Source organism: Geodermatophilus sp. SYSU D00703 (genome assembly GCF_054050155.1).
Window position 1 is genome coordinate 1 of record NZ_JBJGYU010000052.1, and the last position, 18649, is coordinate 18649.

Consider the following 18649-nt stretch of genomic DNA (forward strand, 5'->3'; position numbering starts at 1 on the left):
GCAGCGCGGAGTCCGAGGAGAAGCCCTCCTCGCCGACCAGCTCCTCGTGGTACAGGCCGCCGTCGGGACGCCGGTGCTGGGTGTGCCGCTTCGGCGGGACGCTGCCCACCTGCCGGTAGAACGCCATCGGATGTGCCTCCTTGCTGGTCAGCGGACGGAGGCCGCGGTCGCCACGGCCTCGTGGAAGTCGTCGGGGTCGAGCCGGTCGCCGAGCAGCAGCGCCAGCCGGGCCAGGAAGCCCTCGCGGTCGTCGGCGGGGACGGCGTCGATGCCGGCGGAGAGCACCAGCCAGGCCGCCTCGCGCCGGGCCTCGTCGGCCGGCACCCGGACGGCGACCGCGCCGGGGCCGGAGGCGGCCGCGGGGGCGGCGCCGCCGGAGTGCACGTGCCGCGCCAGGTGCGCCAGGCCCGTCGCCGGCCCGCGGGCCAGCAGCAGCCCGTCGGGGCGGACGACGAAGACCTCGCCGGGCCGCGCGCCCCACGCCTCGACCAGTCCTCCGGGGCCCTCGTCCAGCACCGTGGCGGCCGGCTCGGTGCCGGCCTCCCGGCGGACCATCACCAGCGTCACGTCCTCCGCGCCCAGCGCGCCGTCGAGCTCGTCGCGCAGCCGGGACGCCGCCGCCAGGTCCGCCCCGTCGGGCTCCACCGCCACGACGGCGAAGCCGGGACCCCGCAGCTGGTCGAGCGAGGTCTGCTTGCCGTCGGCGAGCCGCACCCGGCGGTCGGCCACCGGGTCGCCGGGCTGCAGGCCCGGGGTGCCCGGGGCGGCGGCCACGGTCAGCGGCGAGCACCGCGCGGAGGTGGCGCTGCTCTGCCGCGGGTTCACCAGGTGACCGAACTCCGGGCGGGTGGTGGCCAGGGCGAGCACCGCGTCCCGGGTGGTGCGGTGGCCGGCGGTGCCCGGCGTCATCACCAGCGTGGACTTGCCGGCGTTGGCGACGTTCTGCTCCCACGCGGAGTGCCGCTCGGCGGAGTAGGCGGCCAGCAGCCCCGGGTCGGCGCCGCCGACGACGGCGGCAAGCGTCCAGGCCAGCGTCTCGGCGTCCTCCATCCCGGAGTTCAGCCCGCGCACGCCGAAGATCGGGACGAGGTGCGCCGCGTCGCCGGCGAACACCACCCGGTCGTGGACGAAGTCCTCCAGCGCCAGGGCGTGGGCCTTGTAGAAGCCGTGCCACTCCAGCGTCCAGGGCCGCTCGTCGCCCAGCCAGGCCAGGTGGCTGGCGATGCGGGCGCGGATCCGCTCCTCGGCGGTCTCGGTCTCGGCGTCCTCACCGGGGTCGAGCTGGTAGTCGATCCGCCAGACGTCGTTCGGCTGGCGGTGCATGATCACCGTCGAGCCGGGGTTGCTCGGCGGGTCGAACCACACCATGCGCTCGGTCGGCAGGTCCGACACCCAGTGGATGTCGGCGATGACGTACCGGCCCTCGTAGCTGGTCCCCCGCAGCCGGACGCCGGTCAGCTCGCGCATCCGGCTGCGGCCGCCGTCCGCGGCGACCACCCAGCGGGCGCGCAGGTGCCAGGGCCCCCCGGCCGTCTCGACCTCGAGGTCGACCTCGTCGCCGGTGGTGGTGTAGCGGGCCACCGCCGCGCCCCAGTGCAGGGTCACCAGCGGGTGCGCGGCCAGGGCGTCGGCCATGACCTCCTCGAGCTCCGACTGGGAGACGTTGACCATCGGGGGCCGGACGGCGCACGGCTCGTTGGGCATCCGGAACCGCAGCACCTCGACGTCCCGGTAGAAGCTGCGCCCGCCCTCCCAGGGCAGGGCCAGCCGGGCCAGCTCCTCGCCGACGCCGAGCCGGTCGGCGACCTCGAGGCTGTGCCGGGAGATGCAGATGGCCCGGCTGCCGAAGGAGACCGAGGTGGCCGCCTCGAGGACGGTGACGGGCACGCCGCGCCGGGCCAGACCCAGGGCGGTGGCCATCCCGACCGGGCCGGCGCCGACCACGACGACCGGCAGGGCCGGCTCGTCGGCGGTCATCGCCGGGAGGTCCGCGGGCTCGTGGGTGCGGGGGCGGTAGTAGGGGGAGGTCGTCATCTCAGCGCACCGCCTCGGCGAGCAGGGCGGACCCGGGGACGGTCGTCGGCTCCGGTGCGGCCGGTTCCGTCTCGGCGGGCCGGCGCAGCAGGACGACGGCGCAGAGCAGGCTCACCGCGCTGACCAGCACGAAGTAGACCGAGATGGCCACCGTGCTGCCGAACCGGGCGTACAGCCAGGTGGCCGTGAACGGCGCGATGCCGCCGCCGAGGATCGCGCCCACCTGGTAGCCGAGGGAGGCGCCGCTGTAGCGCAGGTGGGCGGGGAACAGCTCGGTGAACAGGGCCGACTGCGGTCCGACCGTGCAGCCCAGGACGAAGGCCAGGACCAGCATGGCGACCAGCAGGACCGGCAGCGAGCCGGTGTCGACGAGGGGGAAGAAGACCGCGGAGACGGCCAGCAGCGCTCCGGTGGAGGTCAGGTACACCCGGCGCCGGCCGACCCGGTCGGACACGTACGCCGAGACACCCATGCCGAGCATCCAGACGGGGCAGGAGGCGATGAGCAGGGTCAGCATCGTGCCGCGGGACAAGCCGAGCTCCGACGTCCCGTAGGCCAGGACGTAGACCATGAAGACGTAGGCGATGCCGTTGGTGGCGATGAACGTGCCGCCGGCCAGCAGCACCGTCCGCCAGCTCCGCGTGACCACCTCCAGGAGCGGCACCCGGGCGATCCGGTCCTCGGCGGCGGCCGCCCGGAACGCCGGGCTCTCCACGACGCCCAGCCGGATCCAGAGGGCGACCCCCACGAGGACGACGCTGAGCAGGAACGGCACCCGCCAGCCCCAGGCCAGGAACTGGCCCTCGCTCATCGACTGGGTGCACAGCAGGTAGACGACGTTGGCCAGCACGACCCCGGCGGGGACGCCCATCTGCGGTGCCGAGCCGTAGAGGCCGGCCCTCCCGGGCGGTGCGTGCTCGGTGGCCATGAGGACGGCGCCGCCCCACTCGCCGCCGACCCCGATGCCCTGCACGAAGCGCAGCGCGACGAGCAGGACCGGCGCCCAGCCGCCGATCGCGTCGTAGGTCGGCAGGAGCCCGATGCCGACCGTCGCCGCGCCCATGAGCAGCATCGAGGCGACGAGCATCGACTTGCGGCCGGACCGGTCGCCGAAGTGCCCCATGACCGCGCCGCCGATGGGCCGGGCCACGAAGCCGACCGCCAGGGTGGCGAACGCGGCGAGGGTGCCGGCGAGGTCGGAGTCGCTGGGGAAGAACTGCGGGCCGAGGACCAGCGCGGCCGCCGTCCCGTAGATGAAGAAGTCGTACCACTCGATCGCCGTGCCGACGAAGCTGCCGGCGACCGCCCGCCGCACGCTCCGCCGGTCCGGGGGAACCGCTGTCGTCATCGGTGGACCTTCCGCTCTGGGGGCGCGGCTGCGGTGCCGCGCTCCCAGGGTGGGGGCCGTCACGTCGGCGGAAAAGCGGTGCTTTCGGGCGTAGAACCTCAGCTCTCCCGTGGTAGTCCCAGGGTCCCGTCCTCCGCCATGCGGACGGCGTGGGTGATGAAGGTCCGCGACGCCCGGCTGAGCAGCGAGTCCGGCGACCACACCACCGCCACGGCGACCGGTGGGAGCGCCGGCGTGGCGATGTCCTTGACCACCACCGGCCGCCCCTCGTAGGTCACGTTGGCGCTCGGCCGCTGGAGCAGCAGCGTCCAGCCCAGTCCCCGGCCGACGAAGGCACGGGCGGTCTCGTAGGTGCGGGCGCGGTAGACGACGTCCGGGGTGAACCCGGCCCGGGCGCAGCAGTCGAAGGCGTGCCCGGAGCTGGGCGGGGCGTCGAGCAGCACCATGGGGTCCGCGCGCAGGCCGGACAGGTCGATGGGGCCCGCGGACCCGGCCAGCCGGTGCCCGGCGGGCAGGACCGCGCGGGGCGGCAGGTGCGCCAGGGCGGCCGACCGCCAGGTGGGGTCGAGGTCCAGGTCGTAGACGATCGCGAGGTCGAGCTCGCCGCTGTCGAGGCCCTTGCTGAGCTGGTCCTGGGTGTTCTCCGAGACCTCGAGCCGGGCGTCCGGGTGCGCCTGCGTGAAGTCGCTGATCAGCGCGGGCAGGGCGGTGGGCGCGAGCGACGGGTAGCAGCCGAGCCGGACCACCCCGGTGACGCCGCGCTCCTCGCCCCGGGCGTCGGCCTCGAGCTCGGAGGCCTGGTGCAGGAGGAGGCGGGCGCGCGGCAGGACCAGCTCACCGGTCGGCGTCAGGCTGACCCCCTTGGCCTTCCGGCGGCGCAGCAGCTGCGACTGCAGCGCCCGCTCCAGCTCGCTGACCGCCGCGGACAGGGCCGACGGCGAGGCGTGCAGCCGCTCGGCGGCAGCGCTGATGGTCCCGGCCTCCGCCACGGCGACGAAGGCGGCGAGCTGGTTCATCGTGAAGGCGGGTGCACCCTCGGCCCTGGCCACCCGATCGACGCTAGTGCTCCGGCCGGGCGGCCGGTCCCGCCAGGTGCGATGGTGGTCCGGCCGGCCGAGGGGGCCGGTCGCATCCCGCACGACGACGCGCATCGTCCGGAGACCCTGGACGCGGAGCTGCACGGAGAGGTCGAGGGAGAGCACGCGACCACGAGTCGTTCCACCAGGCGTGGCGTCCCGGTCGCGCCGGCCGCCGTCCTGCTGGTCGCCTGCGGCGGGGGCGACGAGGAGGGCGCGACCGAGGACACCGCACTGAGCCCGGACGAGCCCGTGTCGATCCTGGTCGGCACCCTCCCGATCCCGGCAACGCCCCGCTGTTCCTGGCCGTCGAGGAGGGCTACTTCGCCGACGAGGGGCTCAAGGTCGAGACGCAGATGGTCGCGGGCGGGTCGGCGGCGCTCCCGGCGATGGTCGCCGGCGATCTGCAGTTCAGCAGCTCGAACTGGGTCACGGTGCTCCAGGCCGCGAGTCAGGGGCTGCCCGCGCAGATGGTGTGGGAGATGACCGGCCCCGAGGAGGGGGTCAACGGGATCATGGTCGCGGGGGACTCCCCGTACCAGGACCCGGCCGACCTGCGGGGCCAGCGGATCGCGGTGAACACGCTGGCCGGCCTGGTCGAGCTGCAGGTCCGGGAGTGCCTGGCCGCCTCCGGCCTGCAGGACGGCGACTACGAGCTCGTCGAGATCCCGTTCCCCGACATGCCGGTGGCCGTCCCGGAGGGCAACGTGGCCGCCGCGTTCATCGGGGAGCCGTTCGTCACCCTGGCCGAGGACCGGGGGCAGCGGGTGATCGCCGAGCCCTCGACCTGCAGCGACCGGCTCGCCGAGATGCCCGTCATCGGCTTCACGACGACCGCGGAGTACTCCGCCGCCAACCCCGCGGTCGTGGCGGCCTTCGCCCGGGCCCTGGAGCGCGGTGCGGAGCTGGCCGAGTCCGATCCCCAGCAGGTCGTCGACGTCCTGCCGACCCACACCCAGCTCACCCCCGAGCTGGCGGCGCGCATGGAGCTCCCGGCGTGGCTGGAGGACCGGGCGCCGGACACGGCCCGGGCCGAGGTCACCCAGGAGGCGATGATCGACTTCGGGTTCATCGACGAGCCGATCGAGGACCTGGACGCGCTCGTCGCCCCCGTGGACTGAGCGCGCCGCGCCCGCGGTGCCGGGCGGACCCCGTCGGCGGCTCCCCTCAGGGGCGCTGGGGGAACGTCGTCAGGTGGACCGTCTCGGGCAGCGCCTCGAGCGACGCCCGCAGGGCCGGGGGCAGGTCGCCGTTGACGTCGGTCACGACGTAGCCGAGCTCGCCGCGGGTGGCCAGCACCTGGCCGTCGACGTTGAGGCCGTGCTCGCCGACCAGCGCGTCGACGCGGGCCAGGACGCCGGGCACGTTGCGGTGCAGCAGCGCGAACCGGGCCGCCGAGGACCCGTGCAGCGCCACCGCGGGCAGGTTCACGCTCAGCGTCGTCGTCCCGGCGCGGGCGTGGTCGACCAGCTTGCCGGCGACGAACCGGCCGATGTCGTACTGCGCCTCCTGGGTCGACCCGCCGACGTGCGGGGTGAGGATGACGTTGTCCAGCCCGCGCAGCACCGAGGAGAAGGCGTCCCCCTGCTCCTTGGGCTCGTCGGGGAACACGTCGACGGCGGCCCCGGCGATGTGGCCGCTGAGGATGTGCTCGCGCAGTGCCTCGTGGTCGACGACGAACCCGCGGGAGAGGTTGAGGAACAGGCTGCGCCGGCGCATCCGGGCGAACTGCTCGGCGCCGAACAGCCCCGCGTTGCCGGCCCGCCCGTCGACGTGCAGCGACACGGTCTCGGCGCGCTCGAGCAGCTCCTCCAGGCTGCCGCAGGCCTGCGCGTTGCCCAGCGCGAGCTTGTCCGCGAGGTCGTAGAACAGCACCCGCATGCCCAGCGCCTCGGCCACCACCGACAGCTGGCTGCCGATGTTGCCGTAGCCGACGATGCCCAGCGTCCGCCCGCGGATCTCGTGGCTGCCCGTCGCCGACTTGTCCCAGATCCCGGCGTGCAGCGCGCGGTCCCGGTCGGTCAGCCGCCGGGCCAGGCTGATGATCTCGGCGACCGCCAGCTCCACGACGCTGCGGGTGTTGGAGTACGGCGCGTTGAACACCGCCACCCCGGCCGCGGCCGCCGAGTCCAGGTCGATCTGGTTGGTGCCGATGCAGAACGCGCCCACCGCGGTCAACCCGGGAGAGCGCTCCAGCACCGCCCGGGTCACCTGCGTCTTCGACCGGATGCCCAGCAGGTCGACGCCGTCGAGCGCCGCGACCAGGTCGGCCTCGTCCAGCGCGCCCCGCAGCGACTTCACCTCGTAGCCCGCCGACGACAGCAGCTCTCCGGCCACCGGGTCGATGTTCTCCAGCAGCAGGGCTCTGGGCATGTCGGGCTCGTTCCTCCTCGAGTGGCGGGTCGGCGGCCGATCCTCCCAGTCCCCGCGGAGCCGCCGGGCCACGCCCCTCGGGCCACGGACCGGCCCGTCCGGAGCGCGGCACCGAGCTCACCTCCCCGGGACGACGAGCCCCGTCTCGTAGGCGAGCACGACCAGCCGGGCGCGGTCGCGGGCGTCCAGCTTGGTGAGCAGCCGGGAGACGTAGGTGCGTGCCGTCGCCGGGGAGAGGAACAGCTCGTGGGCGATCTCCTCGTTGGACCGGCCCCGACCGACGAGGGCGAGGACCTCCCGCTCCCGCTCGGTGAGCGCCTGCAGCGGCGTGTCGTCCACCGCGGCCCGCAGCCGGTCGGCCAGTGACCGCAGCACCGTCCCGGTGACCGAGGGCGACAGCAGCGACTCGCCCGCGGCGACCACGCGGATCCCCTGGCGCAGGTCCGTCGGTGAGACGTCCTTGAGCAGGTATCCGGCCGCGCCGGCGCGGACGGCCTCGAACACGTGCTCGTCCTCGTCGAAGGTGGTGAGCACCAGCACGCGGACGTCTCTCAGTTGCGGGTCCGCCACGACCTCGCGGGTCGCCTGGAGGCCGTCCACCTCCGGCATGCGCACGTCCATGAGGACGACGTCGGGGCGCAGCTCGCGGATGCGCGCCAGGCCCGCGCGACCGGTGCCGGCCTCGCCGACGACGGTGATGTCGCCGTCGCGCTCGGCGAGGGCCCGCAGCCCTGCGCGCACGAGCTCCTGGTCGTCGATCAGCACGATCCGGATCACGGGTCCAGCCTCACCGGCATCGTCGCGCGCACCACGAAGCCGCCGGATCCGCCGCGCTGAGCAGTGAGCTGCCCGCCGAGCACGGCGGCCCGCTCGCGCATGCCGGCCAGCCCGTGACCACTCCCGGCGGACGACGGCACGACCGGGCGACCTGCCGGACCGTCGTCGGCGATCACCAGCTCCAGGCGGTCCCCGCGGACGCCGACGCCGACCACCGCGTGGGTGGCTCCGGAGTGCCGGATGACGTTGGTGAGCGACTCCTGCACGATCCGGTAGACAGCCGCCTCGACGGCCCCGTCGAGGCACGCCTGCCCGACGGTGACGTCGAGGTCCACCACGACCCCGGCCTCCCGGGCGGCGTCCGCCAGGCGCCCGAGCCCGGGGAGGCCCACCGCTCCCCGTTCGACGTCGCCCACCGGGGAGCGGAGGAGCTTCACGGTGGCCCGCAACTCCCGCAGCTGGGCGGAGGTCGCCACCCCGATCTGCTCGACCGCCCGCCGGGCCACCTCGTCGTCGCGGCCGATGGCCTCGGCCGCGACGTTGCCGTGCAGGGCGATCACGGACATGGCGTGGCCGACGGAGTCGTGCAGGTCCTGGGCGATCCGCACCCGCTCCGCCTGCAGCCGGCCCTCCGCCTCGCGAGCCTGTTCCGCGGCCGCCAGCGCCCGCACCCGCTGCTGGGACACCCGGGCCTCCCGGCGGGCACGGACGCTCACGCCGAGGGCGATCGCCGCGGCGGCGAGCGCCACGTTGGTGAGCAGCTCGTAGCTGAGCAGGTACGTGGGGGGCAGGCCCTCGGCGACCCGGGCCCACGCGGCCACGGCGACCAGGACCGTCCCCGCCGCGGCCGCCCAGCGGAGGGCACCGACGTCCGCGGCACGGTAGAGCGCGGCGACGGCGGGCAGGGCGATGCCGATCGGGGGGAAGCCGAGGGCGTAGTAGGCGAAGACGCCGAGGACGGTCAGCGCCAGGACCAGGCGTGGGGCGCGGCGGCCTCCCAGGGCCAGGGCGCCGAACCCGACGGCGAACAGGTAGGCGCCCGGGGTGGCCCGGCCGGTCCCCTCCAGGTCGGCGGCGATGACCAGCGCCACGGTGAGGGTCTGCGCCGTCGCGAGGAGCAGGTCGGCGAGGCGGAGGTCGACCTCGCCGACGCCCCTGCGCGCGGCTCCGTGCCTGGGCTCGGACACGGCGTCAGGGTAGGGAGCCCGACGGGCCGGCGGACATCCTCACACCTCGCCGCAGCGGTCGCTCCGTGGAGACCCTTCCCGTCGAGCGCGCGGCGATCGCCGGGAAGCCACGGTGTGGCCCCACGCCAGCAGTCGCCACACCGGTTCCTGGACCAGGTCCGGGACCCCGTGGACGGCGAAGGACAGGCCGTGGCGCACGTTGATCGTGGCCAGCACCCCGAGCGGCGGGATCCGGCCGCTGCCGGCGAGCGCACGGAACTGTTCCTCGAGCGGCCCGGCGGGGGTCTCGCGCATGCGGATCCGCGCCGGCTCGTCGAAGGGGTTGGCGAAGGCGTGGGTCACCGTGGGAGGGACCCTCACCGTCTCCCCCGCGCGGAGGACACGGGTGTCGCGGCCGACGACCACCCGCAGCCGTCCCTCCTGCACGGTGAAGGCCTCGGCCTGGGTGCGGTGACGGTGCCGTGGCGGCCCGGCCAGACCGGGCGGCAGGAGCGCCTCGACCTCGAGCGCGGCGCCGCCGTTGTCGCGCCCGGAGGCGAGGATCCGGATCGTCTCGCCGGTCGGCAGGTGGAGCACCCGCAGGTCGGGGTCGGACGGGGTCGGGGTCATGCCGTCGACTCCTCTCCGCCGGGGAACAACCAGGACAGGCTGCGTTCGGCAGCGTGGCGGTACGCCTCGCGCCCGCTCTCGCGTCCGTGGGCGAGGTCCTCCAGGGCGGCGCAGCGCGCGAAGAAGGTGATTCGGCGCCGGAACCCCGGGGTGTCGTGGCCGTAGGCGCGCAGCGCCTCGGCGAGGAAGCGGGGACCGAAGTCGCGGTACAGCCGGGCGAGGTCCAGTGCCGGGTCGGTGACGGCCGCATCGGACCAGTCGATGACCCCCGTCAGCCGGCCGTCGCGCTCAAGGACGTGCTCCGCGCCGAGATCGGCGTGCGCCAGCACCAGCACGCGCGCCGGACGGGGCCGGGTGGCGCGCAGGACCTGCAGCAGACGCGGAGGACCAGGGAGCTCGTCGAGCCACTCGTCCGGCTCGGCGGGATCGACCGGGGCCCGGTCCCCGACGTCCGCCCGGTCGATGCGGTGCAGCTGGCGGAGGACGTGCCCGAGGCGCGTGGCGGCACCCTCGGGTGCCGGCCGGCCGAGCAGCGACCGCCCCGGGAGCAGCCGATGGGCGAGCACCCCCTCGACCGGGTCGGCGAACCACGGCGCCGGGACGGGGATGGACACGTGCGCGGCGACCAGTCGCAGCAGTTCGGCCTCACGGGCCACCTCGGCGCGGGCAGCGGACTCCGTCACGCGCAGGACCAGCTCCCCCGCCAGGAACGCCCTGTGGTCGAGGCCGCCGCCGAGCTCCTGCAGCGCGACGCCCGCACAGCCGGGGGCGTGGGCGGCGACCGCGCGCACCGCGCGCGCCCGCAGAGCCCGGGCGCCGTCGCACCCGCCGGTCCCGTACGAGGCGCTCACGCCCGGTGCTCCCGGCGGCCCGCGGAGGTCGGCCAGGCCGGGCCGTGCCGGGCCGCGACCGGCTCGGTCGGCACCGAGGCGGGAGCGCGGACCCAGCGCAGCAGCGCGGTGAAGGTCAGCGCGGCGGTCACCGCGCCGCCGGCCAGGCGCACCCGGTGGCCGGCGACGAACTCGCCGGCGACCTGGCGCAGGTACTCCGGCGGGTGCGTGCCGACCGGGTCGACGAACATGACCTCGTTGCGCGGCCAGAAGAACAGCACCGAGAACACGAAGTCGCAGGCGGTGAAGACCGCGGCGGCGCCGACGATCCACCACCGCAGCCGCGGATCCCGCCACGTCAGCACCATCGCGGCCAGGCCGCTGACGACCACGGCGGCCCCCAGGGGCGGGAAGTAGTCGCTGGGGCCTCCCGCGACGAGGAACTCCCGGGCCCGGTCCAGCGACGCCGGAGGGTCGCCGAAGACGTTCGGGTAGAGCATCACGGTCTCCGCGGCGACACCGCCGAAGGACAGCATCGCGGTCCACACGAGGGCGATGAGCACCACCGTGGTGAGTCTCCTGCGCGCCATGTCGGTCCCCTCGCTGATCGGCTGGACGCCCTCGCGGGTCGCCGTCGCCCAGCGACGCTAGGTGCGGCCGGCGCGCGGGTCTGCCGCCTGACGACGGCACCCGGGGTCGCTCCTCGACGTACCGCGGCCCCGTCCCGAGTCGACAGCCCTCCCGACTCGGCCGGCCCGGGACGGACAGGTGTCACCCGGCCCGTGGGGTCAGGAGTCACGCGGGGCCACCAGGCCGGACTCGTAGGCGAGGACGACGAGCTGGGCGCGGTCGCGGGCGTGGAGCTTCGCCATGGCTCGGTTGACGTGGGTCTTCGCGGTCAGCGGGCTGATCACCATGCGCTCGGCGACCTGGTCGTTGGACAGGCCCTGGGCCACCAGGGCGACGGCCTCGCGTTCGCGGTTGGTCAGCTCTGCCAACCCCGTGTCCGTGCCGCTGCGCAGCGGCCGGCTGACGTACCGGTCGATGAGCTTGCGGGTGATCGACGGTGCGAGCAGGGCGTCGCCGCGCGCGGCGACGCGTACGGCGTGCAGGAAGTCCTCCGGCTGGACGTCCTTGACGAGGAATCCGGCCGCGCCGGCACGGAGTGCGTGGAAGACGTACTCGTCGAAGCCGTAGTTGGTCAGGATGACGACGTGCACCGGCGCCAGGGCCGGGTCCGCGGCGATGCGCCGGGTCGCCTCGATCCCGTCGACGACCGGCATCTGGATGTCGACGAGCGCGACGTCGGGGAGGTGTTCCCGCGCCCGCGCCAGCCCCTCGCGGCCGTCGCCTGCCTCGGCCACCACCTCGATGTCGTCCTCGGCGTCCAGGAGCGCGCGGAAGCCGCTGCGGATGAGCGGCTGGTCGTCGACCAGCAGGACACGGATCACGACCTGTGGTCCAGGGGCAGTTCGGCCTGGACGGTGAAGCCGCCCTCGCTGCGCGGTGCCGCCCGCAGGTGACCTCCGAGAGCGGTGACTCGTTCGCGCATCCCCAGCAGCCCGACGCCGGGCAGCGGAGCGGTGGCCGGCGTGGCCCTGCCGTCATCGTCCACCCGTATGAGCAGGGCGTCGGGCCGGTGGTCGATCCGGACGGACGCGGTGCTGGCGGCGGCATGACGGGCGACGTTGGTCAGCGACTCCTGGACGATCCGGTAAGCAGTCCGGTCCACCGCGGTCGGCAGGTCGTCGTGGTGTCCCTCGATCGCCAGCGTCGCGTCCAGCCCGGCGATCCGAGCCCGTTCCAGCAGGTCCGGGACGTGGTCGAGCCCCTTCGGGGGGTTGCTGTCGTCGTCCCGCAGCGCTTCCAGAGTCGCTCGCAGTTCCCGGGCAGCCTCGCGACCGGCCTCCCGGATCGCCAGCAGGGCCTCCGGCACCTGTTCACCGCGCTTGCGGGCGAGGTGGACGGCGGCTTCGGCCTGCACCTTGATGACGGAGATCTGGTGGGTGAGCGAATCGTGCAGCTCCCGTGCGATGTGCAGCCGCTCCTCGCCGGCGCGCCGTCGCGCGGTCTCCTCGCGCGTGCGCTCGGCCTCGTCCGCCCGGCGCTCGGCCTGCCGCAGCGCTTCACCCGCCGCACCGGCGGCGATCAGCCAGGCCAGTTCGAGGACGTCCCGGGACTGCGTGAACGCCTCGCCCACGGGCCAGTCGTGGGGGGAGACCAGGATCGCCAGCGGGAGAGCAGCCAGCATGACCACCGAACCAGCGACCGTGACGATCCGGTGTCCCGCCCGCACCCCGGCGTACACCGCGAACAGGAACGCGACGACCGGCACGTCGAGACCGACGGACTGGTGACCCAGGGCGCACAACCCGGTCACGATCAGCACGGGAACCGGAGCCCGGCGGCGCGCGACCAGCGACAGCCCACCGGCCGCCAGCAGCACGTACCCCAGCGGGTCGAGATCCGTCGAGGGGTGTTGCCGGGACAACCCGGTGACCAGCTGGGTCGCCGCCACGCTGACGGCGATCGCCCAGTCCCCGACGCTGATCCGCGCCCCGCCCATGCGGGCACGCTAGCCCGATGTCCGCGCCGGCAACGCCCGCGCACGGATGATCGATCGCCTACCGCGCGCGCAGTACGCCGGGCTCCTGTGGCGCCCGCGCGGTAGCCGGCTGCGGCATCGGCGGCAGCGCGAAGTGCCTGCCCCCGCACGACGACCGACGGCGGGGCCGGCGGACACGATCGGCGGCGTCCAGTCGTGGGAGGAGGAACACCCCATGTCCATCCGTCACCTGCTGGCCGCCGGCGCAGCCGCACCGCTCGGCGTCCTCGGGTTCGCAACCCCAGCAGCCGCGCACGTCCTCGTCCAGCCGATCGCCGCCAGTTCCCATGCCCTGACCCCCGGCCGTCTCTGGTCCCTGGTGGCCGCGCTGCTCGGACTGGCCGGCGTGGTCATCGGGGCGATGGCTGTGCGCTCCGCCGGTCGAGTCGGCAACGGCAACGGCAGGAACGGGGCTGTCGTGGCCCTGGTGGTGGGGCTGGCCGGCGCGGTCGTCGGCGGGCTCGTCGTGGCCGCCGCCGACGGTGGCCCAGGCACCGGCTACGGGATCGTCGGGGGGTTCATGGCCCTCGTGGTGGGGCTGGTCGCCATCGCCCTCGGCGGGCTCGCTCTGGTCCGCGCCCGCCGCACCGGCTGACCGGCCGACCCCGGGAGCGGCCGGCACCGGGTCGGTCGAGGTCCGTGCTGCACGGATCTCCGCTCACCTGCTCGCGCACCCCGGGTCCCTCACCGCCACGGCGGCCGGGCGGGTGAGCGCGGGACCGGTCAGAGGCACCAGGCCCTCGACCGCCGTCCCCCTGCCGGGGCTGGTCCGGACTTCCAGCTGTCCCCCGACCGCCGCGATCCGGGCCGCCATGTTGCGCAGGCCACGGCTGTGCGTGGCGGAGCCGGCCTGCGCCTCCCATCCCGGTCCCTCGTCGCGGACGGTGAAGTGGAGACGCTCCTCCTCGGTGGACAGCTGCAACCGGACCGGAGCACCCGGCGCGTGCTTGCGGGCGTTGTTCACCGCCTCGAGACAGCAGAAGTAGACGGCGGCCTCGACCTCCGGGGGGAACCGCTGGACCGTCACTCCGGTGCTGTCGACCCGGACGTGCGGGTCTCCCTCGAACTCGGCACCCAGGGCGGCGACCGCACCGCGCTCGCCGAGAGCGGGAGCGGAGAGGCCCGCGGCGGTACGAGCGAGGACGGTCTCCGCGGTGTCGAGCTGCTCGAGGACCTGGTCCAGCCGGGCGCGTGCCTCCCCCAGCCGTCCGGCTCCGACCTCGAACTCGGCCAGGCCGAGCGCCAGGCTCACTGACACCAGGTGGTGCTGGACACCGTCGTGCAGGTCGCGCTCGATGCGCCGCCGTTCGCTGTCGGCCTCCGCCACCGCTCGGCGACGCGCGTCGGCGATCTCGGCTGCATGGGCGAGCGCGGCACGCAGCTGCCGCTCCAGGTCGATGCTGACGCGCGTGGCCTCCAGCACGACACCGAGGCTGTTCGCGATCGCCTCCAGCAGGTCCTGTCGCTGGTCGTCCGCCCCAGCGACAGCGGCCCGGTCGATCGCGATCGTCCCGACCTCCTGCCCCCCGTGCCGGCTGGGGACCTCCAGCAGCGTCCCGGCCTCCTCCTCCCCCGGTCTGACCCACTGGTAGGTCTTGTCGCGCAGCCCGGGCCGGTGCACCGTCAGCCGGCACGTGGTCGCGCCCAGTCCCCGGCCGATCACCTCCGCGATGCCGGCCAGGTCGGGCTCGCCCCCGGGGACGGTCCGCGGCCGTGCCGCCAGCTCGGCCAGCACGCCGTAGGGCGCCGGTCGGGTGCCGTACAGCAACGTGTCGGCCACGCGTTCGGCCAGCAGGAAGACCGGGAGGAAGGCGAGGGCGCACGCCGCGACGGCCGTCGCCTCGGTGAGGACCGGAGCGGCCCTCCTGCCCACGACCGTGTCGACGACCACGTACAGGCAGCCGATCACCGCCGAGACCAGCACGACGACCAGGCTGCGGCTGAACCACCGCTGGGCGCTCACGGCACGGGACCCCCGGCCGGCCCACAGCACGGCCACGGCCAGGACGGGCAGGGACAGGTGCGCCGCCCAGAGCCACAGCACCAACGGCGGCAGGGACGGGAACGACGCCCCCACACCCACGGCTGTCGGGTCGATGACGGGCAGTCCCGGCAACCCGAGCCCCACCAGCACCCCGGTGACGACGGCCAGCGCTGCCCCGGCCACCACCGTTCCGACCAGCACGCCGAAGAGCAGTCGCGCCGGCGCCCGCAACCGCTCACTCGTGCAGGCGCCATACCGCCGGCGCGCGCCGACGACCCCGAGGAGCGGCAACACGAGTCCGAGCAGGAACACGCAGCGGACCGACACCGGGTACAGCAGGGCGGCGGGGACGGCGACCACCGCCAGGCCGACGGCCGCCACCACCGCCCAGGGTTCGGGGCGTCCGGCCGGACGGCCCGGGGGCGCCCAGGCCAGGGCGAGCACGTAGGCGACGCAAGTGGCCACCGGGAGCGCGAACTGCGGAACGGCGTCCACCCGGTCGAGCTCCGTGGCCGTGGCGAGTGCCTGTGACGCCGCGCTCGACTGCAGGTTGAAGGCGGCGGCCGAGGCAGCCAACGCGATCCCGAGCAGGGACTGTGCGGGGTCGTGGACACCGGCCACCAGCAGGGCGGCCCCGAGGGCCAGCACCAGCACGCTGAACGCCGTGTCCGGCACCAGTTGGTAGAGGGGCTCGGTCCGCGGTCCCCCCGCGAGCAGGCCCAGGGCCCAGTCGTCGCCCCTGGCGGCCTCCGCGGCGACCCAGCGGGTGAGGCCCGGTGAGTGGTGCACCACGGCCACCACCAGCCCGAGGACGAGCCAGCCGGCCGACAGCAGCGCACAGCAGACGAACGCGACCGCCGACGCGGCGCTGACGCGCCTTCCCGAGCGCTCGGCCGTCACCGGACCGCGATCTCCGCCTCGACGCTGCTCTCCACCACGGGCTCCACCCGGTCGGGCACCCACGCCCGGACGACGATCGGGTGGTTCCCGGGTCCGGCGTCCGAGGAGCCCTCTCCGTCGTCCTCGTCCGTCTCGGTGATCCGCACAGCGCCGCCGAGCGCGGTGAGGCGGTCGGCGTCATCGGCGAGCAGCGCCTCCAGACGCACGGCGCTCACCGGAGGGACGGGGTCCTCGATCACCACGCAGATCCGGCCGGGGGCCGGCTCCAGCCTCAGGGCGAGCTCCCGCTCGGCAGGTCGACCGGCCAGCGTGCGGAGCGCCGAGGCGGCGACGTAGTAGAGCCCGGACTCCAGCTCCCATGCCAGGCGCGGTGCGGGGTCCGCCACGAGCTGGACCGGTCGTGGGAGGTCGGCCGCCACCTCCTGGAGCGCGGCGGCCGGCCCCTGGTCACGGAGCACGGCCGGGTACACGCCCCGCGCCACCGTGCGGAACCGGTCGAGCAGGTCGTCCAGCCGGATACGCGTGTCGGCGAGCGTCTCCCGGACCGGGTCCACGTCGGCTGGTGCACCGGTCAAGCCGGCCCGGGCCTGCTGGAGTCCGGCTCGCAGCTCGACCAGACGGTCCCCCACCACCTCGGTGAGCTCGCCGGTCAGCCGCCGCCGCTCCGCCTCCCGCGCTGAGTCGAGCCGTCGACGGGAGGCCCGCAGCTCCTCGGCGAGCTCCGCCGCCCGCCGCACCCGGTCGCTGAGCTCCGCGTTGAGCGCGGCGACCCGCAGCAGCAGCGCTGCCCCGTTGGCGACGTCGTCGAGGAGCCGACGGTCCGCGGCGGTGATCGCTGCCCGTTTGGTGATCACGAGAGCGGCTCGGAGGAGCCCACCGTCGAGCACCGGCACGAGACAGTCGGTGTCCGGGTCCACGAGCAGGTCCGCGAGCCCGGCCACGCTCCGCGGGGGGCCGTCCGGGTCCCCCGCATCCGGCGGGTGGTGAGCGGCATCCACCAGCCGGTCCCCGACGGCCAACCAGATCACGGCGCGGTCCGCCGCGGTGCCGGCGGCGAGCACCCCGGCCAGCCCGGGCAGCACCTGCTCCAGGGAGCCCGCCTGGAGCCGCCGGGCCGCCTCGGCCAGCGCCGAGTACGGGCTCACCACGCCGAGCCCCGCCACCCGGGTGGCCACGCGCCCCAGGGAGGACCACACCAGGAAGAGGGCGACAGTGGCGAGCGCGACCGCGAGGAACGGCAGCACCAACCGGACCTGACCCGGCGCGATCGCCCTGCTGCCCGTGTCGACGACCGCCACGAGGACCGCGGCCGCACCCACGGCGACCGGCAGCGCACGGAGCACCGCTGCCGTGCTGACCCGGGTCATCCCCACCACCGACCCCCGCCCGACCCATGGCGGCCGTGACTCCTCAACGCTAGGCGGACGAGCCGACCGGGCCAACCGTCTCCGCCGCCGGTCGCCGGTGCTTCGTGGACTCCGTGGCCGGCCTCGGGCGGGAGTGGGCTCGACGGCGAGGCGGTGCGCCACCTGCTGGGGTCCCGTGGACCACCGTCGGCCTCGGGACCTCCCAGCACCGACGTCGTGCTCAGCCGATCCACTCGTCGATCTGGCCGGCGTGGTCGTCGACCCACCGCCGCACGACGACCTCGACGTCCTCGCCGTCGACGTCGACCTGCTTCTGCATCGCCTCCATCTCCTCGATGGAGATGCGCAGATCGCGCAGCAGGTCGACGAAGTGCGGCGCCTGCTCCTGCAGGTCCTTGCTCGCGGCGATGTGCGCGCTGTACGGGGGCATCGCGCAGGCGCCGTCGCCGGTGGTCAGGCAGCCGTCGGTGTAGGGCCTGGGCTCGTCGAGCTGCACCAGGTCGTACTGCGCGAACACCGCATGCGGGTGGTAGAGGTACAGCACCATCGGCTTCCTGCGGCTGTAGGAGTCCTCCAGCAACGCGAGCTGGGCTGCCTCACCGGCGACGACGTGCTCCAGGCGGGTGATGCCGTAGCCCGCCAGCCGCCTGGCGTTCTGTTCGGTCGTGATGTAGCCGGGGTCGGCGTCGTAGAACGCGTGGCCGAGCTCGGCGGCGTAGTCGTCGAGCTGGGTGACGCTGGTCAGCCCCTCCAGCGGGCCGCCGGGCTGCACCGCGTAGGCGGGGACGAACCAGCCCTGCGAGGCGTCGCCATAGGTCTCCGACACGATGTCGACCCGGTCGCCGGCGCCGTCGACGAGCTCCTGCTGGTTGGGGAGGTCGACCTCGGTGAGCAGGTCGATGTCCCCGCGCGCCGCGCCGGCCCAGGCCGCGGCCGGGTCGAGCTGCGTCGTCTCCAAGGAGGCGACGCCCAGCTCGGGATGGTCGGTGGCGATCTCGCTGATGACGGCGTTGGTCAGTGCCGCGGCCGTCCAGCTGTACTGGGCGGTCTCCACGACGATGCCGTCCCCGCCGCCGGAGCTGCCGACGACGCCGGCGCAGCCGGTGGTGGTCGCCGCGAGGAGGGCGGTCAGTCCCGCCGCGTGCACACGGGGACGGAGGGGGGTGCGGGGCATGGCTCTTCTCCCGTGGGGGCGCCGGGGCCTCTGCATGCCGGAGAGGTGGGGGCGTGGCGCGACCCAGGCGGGAGCCTGCGCCTCGCGCCGTGCGATCGGTGGGTCGACGAGCGTCACCCGGAAACCGAGGTCGCGCGGCAGACGGCCTCATCGGCTCGTCACCACTCAGCGTGATGCGGCCGACCACCACCCTGCACTCGTCCCGCCCGGAGGCGGATCCAGGGGCCGGCGAGGGTCACCCCGGGTTCTCGAGCTCCCGCAGCGCGGGGAGCTCCTCGACGGTGTCGTGGGGGGGGGGGGGGGGGGGGGGCCCCCCCCCCCCCCCCCCCCCCCCCCCCCCCCCCCCCCCCCCCCCCCCCCCCCCCCCCCCCCCCCCCCCCCCCCC

16 protein-coding genes are annotated in these 18649 nt (G+C 75.0%); 2 read left to right on the forward strand and 14 right to left on the reverse strand.

Going from position 1 to position 18649, the window contains the following annotated elements:
• Positions 1-147: 147 nt before the first annotated feature.
• The 3 genes from ACI782_RS25145 to ACI782_RS25155 all read right to left on the reverse strand — a co-directional run bounded on the left by ACI782_RS25145 (position 148) and on the right by ACI782_RS25155 (position 4431).
• A complete protein-coding gene (locus tag ACI782_RS25145; protein WP_456912849.1) occupies positions 148-2034 on the reverse strand; it encodes an FAD-dependent oxidoreductase in 1887 nt (628 codons plus the stop codon).
• 1 nt (position 2035) lies between these two features.
• Positions 2036-3382, reverse strand: coding sequence for an MFS transporter (locus ACI782_RS25150; protein ID WP_456912850.1), 1347 nt, complete (start codon positions 3380-3382; stop codon positions 2036-2038).
• A gap of 98 nt (positions 3383-3480) precedes the next feature.
• Positions 3481-4431, reverse strand: coding sequence for a LysR substrate-binding domain-containing protein (locus ACI782_RS25155; RefSeq protein ID WP_456912851.1), 951 nt, complete (start codon positions 4429-4431; stop codon positions 3481-3483).
• Between the two features lie 323 nt (positions 4432-4754).
• Here ACI782_RS25155 and ACI782_RS25160 point away from each other — a divergent pair, with 323 nt between their 5' ends.
• Positions 4755-5579, forward strand: a complete 825-nt coding sequence (locus tag ACI782_RS25160) for an ABC transporter substrate-binding protein (protein ID WP_456912864.1) — start codon at positions 4755-4757, stop codon at positions 5577-5579.
• 46 nt (positions 5580-5625) lie between these two features.
• On the opposite strand, the gene serA is transcribed toward ACI782_RS25160, so the two are convergent.
• The 8 genes from serA to ACI782_RS25200 all read right to left on the reverse strand — a co-directional run bounded on the left by serA (position 5626) and on the right by ACI782_RS25200 (position 12800).
• Positions 5626-6831: a phosphoglycerate dehydrogenase gene (serA, locus tag ACI782_RS25165; protein WP_456912852.1), complete on the reverse strand. Its 1206-nt coding sequence runs from the start codon at positions 6829-6831 to the stop codon at positions 5626-5628.
• Positions 6832-6948: 117 nt separating this feature from the next.
• Positions 6949-7608, reverse strand: a complete 660-nt coding sequence (locus tag ACI782_RS25170; protein WP_456912853.1) for a response regulator — start codon at positions 7606-7608, stop codon at positions 6949-6951.
• Positions 7605-8795, reverse strand: a complete 1191-nt coding sequence (locus ACI782_RS25175; protein WP_456912854.1) for a sensor histidine kinase — start codon at positions 8793-8795, stop codon at positions 7605-7607. The genes ACI782_RS25170 and ACI782_RS25175 overlap by 4 nt, the downstream gene beginning before the upstream one ends.
• 39 nt (positions 8796-8834) lie before the next feature.
• On the reverse strand, positions 8835-9404 hold the full coding sequence (locus ACI782_RS25180; protein WP_456912855.1) for a cupin domain-containing protein: 570 nt from the start codon (positions 9402-9404) through the stop codon (positions 8835-8837).
• Positions 9401-10255: a phosphotransferase gene (locus ACI782_RS25185; RefSeq protein ID WP_456912856.1), complete on the reverse strand. Its 855-nt coding sequence runs from the start codon at positions 10253-10255 to the stop codon at positions 9401-9403. The genes ACI782_RS25180 and ACI782_RS25185 overlap by 4 nt, the downstream gene beginning before the upstream one ends.
• On the reverse strand, positions 10252-10824 hold the full coding sequence (locus ACI782_RS25190) for a DUF1772 domain-containing protein (RefSeq protein ID WP_456912857.1): 573 nt from the start codon (positions 10822-10824) through the stop codon (positions 10252-10254). Before ACI782_RS25190 ends, ACI782_RS25185 begins: the two co-directional genes overlap by 4 nt.
• Before the next feature lie 198 nt (positions 10825-11022).
• A complete protein-coding gene (locus ACI782_RS25195) occupies positions 11023-11685 on the reverse strand; it encodes a response regulator (protein WP_456912858.1) in 663 nt (220 codons plus the stop codon).
• The gene (locus ACI782_RS25200; protein WP_456912859.1) at positions 11682-12800 is read right to left on the reverse strand and encodes a sensor histidine kinase; all 1119 of its coding nucleotides are present in this window, start codon (positions 12798-12800) and stop codon (positions 11682-11684) included. Before ACI782_RS25200 ends, ACI782_RS25195 begins: the two co-directional genes overlap by 4 nt.
• 214 nt (positions 12801-13014) lie before the next feature.
• On the opposite strand from ACI782_RS25200, the gene ACI782_RS25205 reads away from it, so the two are divergent.
• Positions 13015-13434, forward strand: a complete 420-nt coding sequence (locus ACI782_RS25205) for a DUF6223 family protein (RefSeq protein ID WP_456912860.1) — start codon at positions 13015-13017, stop codon at positions 13432-13434.
• Positions 13435-13497: 63 nt separating this feature from the next.
• Here the strand turns inward: ACI782_RS25205 and ACI782_RS25210 are convergent, their stop codons facing one another.
• From ACI782_RS25210 to ACI782_RS25220, 3 genes are all read right to left on the reverse strand, one after another.
• A complete protein-coding gene (locus ACI782_RS25210; protein ID WP_456912861.1) occupies positions 13498-15723 on the reverse strand; it encodes a sensor histidine kinase in 2226 nt (741 codons plus the stop codon).
• A complete protein-coding gene (locus ACI782_RS25215) occupies positions 15720-17090 on the reverse strand; it encodes a hypothetical protein (RefSeq protein WP_456912862.1) in 1371 nt (456 codons plus the stop codon). The genes ACI782_RS25210 and ACI782_RS25215 overlap by 4 nt, the downstream gene beginning before the upstream one ends.
• A 220-nt stretch (positions 17091-17310) precedes the next feature.
• Entirely contained in the window at positions 17311-18264 is a 954-nt protein-coding gene (locus ACI782_RS25220) for a glycine betaine ABC transporter substrate-binding protein (RefSeq protein WP_456912863.1), read from the reverse strand.
• Between the last annotated feature and the right edge of the window lie 385 nt (positions 18265-18649).

Bases quoted from the DNA above. Each gene is read 5' to 3' on its own strand.
- ACI782_RS25145 (WP_456912849.1), bottom strand. From the start codon at position 2,034: ATGACGACCTCCCCCTACTACCGCCCCCGCACCCACGAGCCCGCGGAC.
- ACI782_RS25150 (WP_456912850.1), bottom strand. From the start codon at position 3,382: ATGACGACAGCGGTTCCCCCGGACCGGCGGAGCGTGCGGCGGGCGGTC.
- serA (WP_456912852.1), bottom strand. From the start codon at position 6,831: ATGCCCAGAGCCCTGCTGCTGGAGAACATCGACCCGGTGGCCGGAGAG.
- ACI782_RS25180 (WP_456912855.1), bottom strand. From the start codon at position 9,404: ATGACCCCGACCCCGTCCGACCCCGACCTGCGGGTGCTCCACCTGCCG.
- ACI782_RS25190 (WP_456912857.1), bottom strand. From the start codon at position 10,824: ATGGCGCGCAGGAGACTCACCACGGTGGTGCTCATCGCCCTCGTGTGG.
- ACI782_RS25200 (WP_456912859.1), bottom strand. From the start codon at position 12,800: ATGGGCGGGGCGCGGATCAGCGTCGGGGACTGGGCGATCGCCGTCAGC.
- ACI782_RS25205 (WP_456912860.1), top strand. From the start codon at position 13,015: ATGTCCATCCGTCACCTGCTGGCCGCCGGCGCAGCCGCACCGCTCGGC.
- ACI782_RS25215 (WP_456912862.1), bottom strand. From the start codon at position 17,090: ATGACCCGGGTCAGCACGGCAGCGGTGCTCCGTGCGCTGCCGGTCGCC.
- ACI782_RS25220 (WP_456912863.1), bottom strand. From the start codon at position 18,264: ATGCCCCGCACCCCCCTCCGTCCCCGTGTGCACGCGGCGGGACTGACC.